The following is a 5,484-nucleotide window of genomic DNA, read 5'->3' on the forward strand; positions in this document are numbered from 1 at the left end:
GCGCCGTGTCATTTGAGCACTTAGCCAGCTTGGCATATTTTGAGGTATTTATAAAGCCTTCAAAATTATCCTCAAGCATGCGGTTAATGATTAGCCGTTGCCGATTATTGACAGGCTTTTGATTAATTCTCTCCCAAAGTTGTGCTTTGAATAGAACATTGCTAAGCGTCATTTCAGCATTATCAATTGCACGGCCAAGGCAATCTAAGAACCAAGATAGCCAATCTGTAATATCGGGAGTGGCTCGTTGTTGTTTTTCAAGCTGATTGTAATAATTTTTCCGTTCGGTTTCAATTTGCGAGGAAAAACTATAAAAACGCTCTTGTGTTTCATCCGCACGAGCAAGCGCCATATCACCGATAGCGCGGGCAATTCGTCCATTTCCATCTTCAAATGGGTGGATTATCACAAACCACAGGTGAGCAATTCCTGCTCTGATAATAGGATCAGTGTCATCTTTCCGCTCTAGCCACGTGAGAAACCGTGTCATTTCTTTTTCAAGCCGCTCGGCATTTGGAGCTACAAAATGGACCTTTTCTTTACCAATAGGACCAGAAACGACCTGCATAGGGTCAGCATCTACTTTACGCCAGCCACCAACGGTGATTTTATGCATACCGCTTCGTCCCGTTGGAAATAAGGCGGCGTGCCAGCCAAACAATCGTTCCTTTGTGAGCGGTTTAAAGAATTGCTGTGTGGCATCAAGCATCATCTCCACGATGCCTTCAACGTCACGGCTCGCAGGAATAAGTCCAGCAATATCAATTCCAAGCCTACGAGCAACAGATGAACGGACTTCTTCTGGGTTTAGGTGCTCACCTTCAATAGCTGATGATTTAACAATATCATTGGTAAGAGTAGTGAGGGAAGCCTCGCGTTTAAATATAAAGCCAAGTCCCTCCATACGACCAAGCAAGCGGCCTTGTCGATGTCGTATATCAGCTAGCTTTAAGACAAAGGCGTTCGTGTTCCACATAAATTTTGGCCAGTTTTTATGTTCATGAATCCACATTTTAATCACCACATAATTTATAGTGATTATAGGGATCATTCGCCGTAAATCAAGCTGTATCACCGCAAATTATGCGGTGATTAAGACCTATATTCACCGCAGTTGACTGATGGATACTGTTTGTCGTCAATTAAGACTTTTAAAATTATAGCGTAAAAACTAATCGCTCTGTTTATAAGCACTACAAGATTCTTTTCCGTGTTCTAAATCACGAATAAATCGCACACCAACCCCTAATGTAGCTGCTAATGAATTCTTTCTGTTCATTAATCTTTCATAGTATCTTTATAATGACGGATTAAAATTTGTAAAACGTCTCCAAGAGTTAAAAGATTTTGTTCAGGAGGTGTCAATTTTTCAGCAAGTGCACGAAATTCTTGTTCAACATCTGGTCGAATTGCAAGAGTTATTCGGCTTGTTCTCATACTACGACGCTTAGATCTACCGTCAATATGACCATTTTTAGTTAAAATAGGTGCTCTTGTATTGTCAAAAGGTGCGTGACGTGTTGTAAAACCACTTTGTTGAGCTATTTTATCAATTTCCTGCTTATCACGCTTAGGAGCTTTTGTTGTAGGTTCTACAGTGGATAGATTATTTAAAATTGAGAATGTTGATTTACGCTCTTTTATCATTACATGACTCCTTCGAGTTTTAATGCTTGTACAATATCAGTAGCAACTTTCTCAGCATTTATTATAGCGGATTCGACATTTGATACATCTTCTTTATTCAACTGATAAAGAGTGCATCCAAAGCCAAAAATAGAGGAAAAAGCAGCTTTATTCATCATTCCATGCGCCAAAACTGGTAATTTTGCTTCAATTAATTCTTTGCGAATATCTTTTTCTTCACGAGTTTGGATTGCAGAACATTTTGAAAACATAATACGATAAGGAATATTACTTCTTCTTGCTTTTCCTTCACGTTCTATAAAAGCAATAACTTTTGCCGCTTCACGACTGTCGAGTTTTGTTCCCGCCATAGGAATAACAACCATATCAGAACGGCTAATAGCGTATGACGCTGTCATATTTGCAGATCCTTCAAGGTCAACAATAACAAAACTATGTGTATGTGCTGCTTCATCTATAACATCTATAATAGTGTTTTCATTAACCCCTCCTTGAACATCAATATTTAATGGATAATTAGGGCTAGCATTTTTCCACCACTCATCGGCTATAGGTTGATTAGGATCAGTATCTATTATTTTAACTTTTGATCCGTGTTGAGCTAAGACTTGAGATAGAACAAGTGCTGCTGTTGATTTTCCAACACCACCTTTTGAAGAAGAAAATACAATTGTTGGCATATATCAAAATCCTTACGTATGTTCTACATATGTTATATGTATATACAGCATATGTTTAACATATATTAAACATACATAGTATATTTACAATACATACACATACCATACGTATATCATACGATAAACATACATATAACATATGCTATACGTATGGTGTGTGTTTTTATTATGTAATGTAATTTCAATCAAATATAATCAAGAGTATATTTAGATGTGCAAACGAATTCATTTTACAATTCTTCATGTCTAACATCAGTTATATAACTCTTTGACAATCTCTTTTTTTGAAAGTAATTGATTTTTACATTACTTTTATATATATTGGATCATTATATGTAAGAGGATTTTTTCTATGACTTCACTAACTGTTACAGCAAAAGGACAAATCACGTTAAAGAGAGATTTATTACAACACCTTGGTGTTAAACCAGGTCAAAGGATAAGCTTTGATAAGTTACCAAATGGCGAACTTCGTATAAAAGCAGCACAACCTACAAGCACAATTGAGAGCTTTATTGGACGATTTGCTGGACAACTAAAAAAACCACTAACCATTGAAGAAATGAACGAAATTACGTCTTCTGGTTGGGCTGGAAAAAAATGAAGATTTCTGTAGATACAAATGTTCTTGCTCGTGCTATTTTACAAGATGATAAAAAGCAAGGTGAAGCAGCAAGTAAAATTTTAAGAGAAGCTTCTCTCATAGCTATTTCTTTGCCTTGTCTATGCGAACTTGTTTGGATACTTCGCCGAGGTGCAAAACTATCAAAAGAAGATGTAGCTGGAATGTTACGTGATCTGCTAGCAACCAGTAATGTAGTGATGAATCGACCAGCTGTTGAAGTAGGGATTGCTATTCTAGAGGCTGGTGGTGATTTCACAGATGGAATAATATCCTACGAGGGTAATTGGTTAGGTGGTGAAATCTTTGTTTCGTTTGATAAATTAGCGATTGACCTTTTAAAGCAAAAAGGAAAATCAGCAAAACTCCTTTCATAAAGAGTAAATTAAGACTGTAATATGGTATTATACATAGTAACAATAGGTTTAGTTTTTGTAGGTTCTATATTTTCACTCAAAAAAAATAGAAATTAGTGTCAATATCTTTTAATTATTTCCTGAATGTAAGAACCAAGAGCCTTAAAATTAAGGTAGGCTATACCAAGTTGACCGCCCTTTTCCATGACGCATCAAAAGACCTTTTTCAACTAATGATGTAAAAGTTACTTTAAGTGTATTAGGGCTTGCACCAACTTCACGCACCATATCACGGGTTGTAACACGTCCGTGATTACGTACATAATCAAGAATATTAAGAGCCAATTCAGGTAAAGAAAAAAGAGCATTTTTTTCACTCTCTATTTTTATTTCTAATTGGCGTTTTTGTTTTTGTAGAGCGCGTAAAAAAAAGAGTATCCAAGGTTCCCAATTAGGTGTTGGGGTATAAATTGTTTTTTGAGTCTGATTCAAAGCTAAATAGTAGTTTTCTTTATTATTCTCAATAATACTTTCAAGGGATGAATAGGGTACATAAACATAACCTTTTTGTAACAAAAGCAAGGTGGTTAAGATGCGGCTTAAGCGTCCATTTCCATCTTGAAAAGGATGAATCGCTAAAAAAGTGACATTAAAAATAGCAATCGTAAGTAAAGGATGAAGCTCTTTTAATTCACTTGTCTTATTGAACCAAGTAATAAGTTCTTGCATTCGATACGGTGTATCAAATGGTGTAGCCGTTTCAAAAACGATACCAACCATTTTCCCTTGAGAATTAAAAGCTGCTACATCATTACGTGAGCTCTTATATTCACCTCGATGTCGTTCATCTTTATTACTATGCCACAAAAGATCACGATGAAGTTGTTTGATATGATTTTCTGTAATGGGAATATCATTCCAAGATTGAAAAATTGTTTCCATAACCTTGGCATAACCAATAACTTCTTGTTCATCACGACTTCTTAAACTCTTAATTTCTAAATTTGCTAAAAGCTGTTCAATCTCGCGATCTGTTAATTTGCTACCTTCAATGCGTGTAGAAGACCCAATACTTTCAACAGTAGCAATATGACGAAGAGCATTTAATCGCTCTGGTGCAAGAGTTCCAAAGCTACGCCAAGCACCTTTGAACTCATCAATTTCAGTAATAAGAGCCAATACTTCTTGTGTGATTTGAAATGTATTTGTTTGCATACCGGAATATATACCTGATTATACCTGATTACAATACAAATCCTTATAAGATTTTTCACATCATATAATCTACATCATTATAATTACGGGTATCACGTATTTTTTTCATTGATAATCTACGGGTACTCCGTATATTGAATAATGTATGCAAACAGTGATTGAAACACCAGCTTATTTAACTTCTGCGAAAGAAGAAGGTATATCACCTGAAGAATTATTTAATATTGTTTCTTTTATTGCTGCTAATCCAGATGCTGGTGATCTTATGCAAGGAACCGGTGGAGCAAGGAAAGTTAGATTTCCAACAAAGCATAGGGGTAAAAGTGGAGGATATAGGGTTATTACCTTTTTCGGTGGTCAAAATATTTCGGTATTTCTCTTAGATATTTATAGTAAATCATCTCAAGGGAATTTAACAAAATCAGAGAAGAATGAGTTGAAGAAAATTTTAAATGCACTTCTCGATGAGTATAGAAAGAGAAAATAATGGATAAGACAAATAAAGCAGGATCTCGTATATTACAAGGTGCTCGTGAAGCTCTTGCCTATGCTAAAGGTGAAGCGGATGTCACTAAATTTGGTATCCATATTCCTGCGAATGTTGATGTCAAAAAAATCAGAAAAAATATTGGACTAACACAAACCCAATTTGCAGCACGTTTTGGTTTTTCTGTAGGACGCATTCGGGATTGGGAACAAGGACGATATTCTATAGATACTTCTTCTCGTTTGTTACTCTTAATCATTGAAAATGAACCTGAAGCAATTAATCGTGCTCTTAAAAAATCTCTATTGTCATAAGAGGAGAGTATCGTTTTTCTACATCTCGATGTTTTCAGGAGTCATAATAGATTTCTGTTACACGAAGTTTTCTGACGGCTTTTCAATTTCAGTAATAAGAGCCAATATTTCTTGTGTGATTGGAAATATATTTGTTTGCATACCGGAATATATACCCGATTAT

Annotated in this window: 9 protein-coding genes; 4 read left to right on the top strand and 5 right to left on the bottom strand. The window is 35.6% G+C overall.

The window, feature by feature from the left end; all coding sequences use genetic code 11:
- The 4 genes from BN338_RS06320 to BN338_RS06330 all read right to left on the bottom strand — a co-directional run.
- The coding region (locus BN338_RS06320; protein WP_039760162.1) for a Fic family protein at positions 1-1,012 on the bottom strand (1,012 nt) is incomplete at its 3' end.
- Between the two features lie 159 nt (positions 1,013-1,171).
- Positions 1,172-1,279 carry a helix-turn-helix domain-containing protein gene (locus BN338_RS13940; protein WP_482762594.1) on the bottom strand — a complete coding sequence of 36 codons (108 nt, stop codon included), beginning with the start codon at positions 1,277-1,279 and terminating at the stop codon, positions 1,172-1,174.
- Positions 1,279-1,647, bottom strand: a complete 369-nt coding sequence (locus BN338_RS06325; RefSeq protein WP_051018504.1) for a hypothetical protein — start codon at positions 1,645-1,647, stop codon at positions 1,279-1,281. Before BN338_RS06325 ends, BN338_RS13940 begins: the two co-directional genes overlap by 1 nt.
- Entirely contained in the window at positions 1,647-2,327 is a 681-nt protein-coding gene (locus BN338_RS06330) for a ParA family protein (protein ID WP_039760164.1), read from the bottom strand. The genes BN338_RS06325 and BN338_RS06330 overlap by 1 nt, the downstream gene beginning before the upstream one ends.
- 352 nt (positions 2,328-2,679) lie before the next feature.
- Here BN338_RS06330 and BN338_RS06335 point away from each other — a divergent pair, with 352 nt between their 5' ends.
- The gene (locus BN338_RS06335; protein ID WP_039760166.1) at positions 2,680-2,931 is read left to right on the top strand and encodes an AbrB/MazE/SpoVT family DNA-binding domain-containing protein; all 252 of its coding nucleotides are present in this window, start codon (positions 2,680-2,682) and stop codon (positions 2,929-2,931) included.
- Entirely contained in the window at positions 2,928-3,326 is a 399-nt protein-coding gene (locus tag BN338_RS06340) for a type II toxin-antitoxin system VapC family toxin (RefSeq protein ID WP_039760167.1), read from the top strand. The genes BN338_RS06335 and BN338_RS06340 overlap by 4 nt, the downstream gene beginning before the upstream one ends.
- Before the next feature lie 147 nt (positions 3,327-3,473).
- Here the strand turns inward: BN338_RS06340 and BN338_RS06345 are convergent, their stop codons facing one another.
- The gene (locus BN338_RS06345; protein ID WP_039760169.1) at positions 3,474-4,520 is read right to left on the bottom strand and encodes a Fic family protein; all 1,047 of its coding nucleotides are present in this window, start codon (positions 4,518-4,520) and stop codon (positions 3,474-3,476) included.
- 145 nt (positions 4,521-4,665) lie between these two features.
- Between BN338_RS06345 and BN338_RS06350 the strand changes: the two genes are divergently transcribed.
- The gene (locus tag BN338_RS06350) at positions 4,666-5,007 is read left to right on the top strand and encodes a type II toxin-antitoxin system RelE/ParE family toxin (RefSeq protein WP_039760170.1); all 342 of its coding nucleotides are present in this window, start codon (positions 4,666-4,668) and stop codon (positions 5,005-5,007) included.
- Positions 5,007-5,321, top strand: a complete 315-nt coding sequence (locus BN338_RS06355; RefSeq protein ID WP_039760171.1) for a helix-turn-helix domain-containing protein — start codon at positions 5,007-5,009, stop codon at positions 5,319-5,321. Before BN338_RS06350 ends, BN338_RS06355 begins: the two co-directional genes overlap by 1 nt.
- The last annotated feature ends 163 nt before the right edge of the window (positions 5,322-5,484 follow it).

Source organism: Bartonella queenslandensis AUST/NH15 (genome assembly GCF_000312585.1).
GTDB lineage: Bacteria > Pseudomonadota > Alphaproteobacteria > Rhizobiales > Rhizobiaceae > Bartonella > Bartonella queenslandensis_A.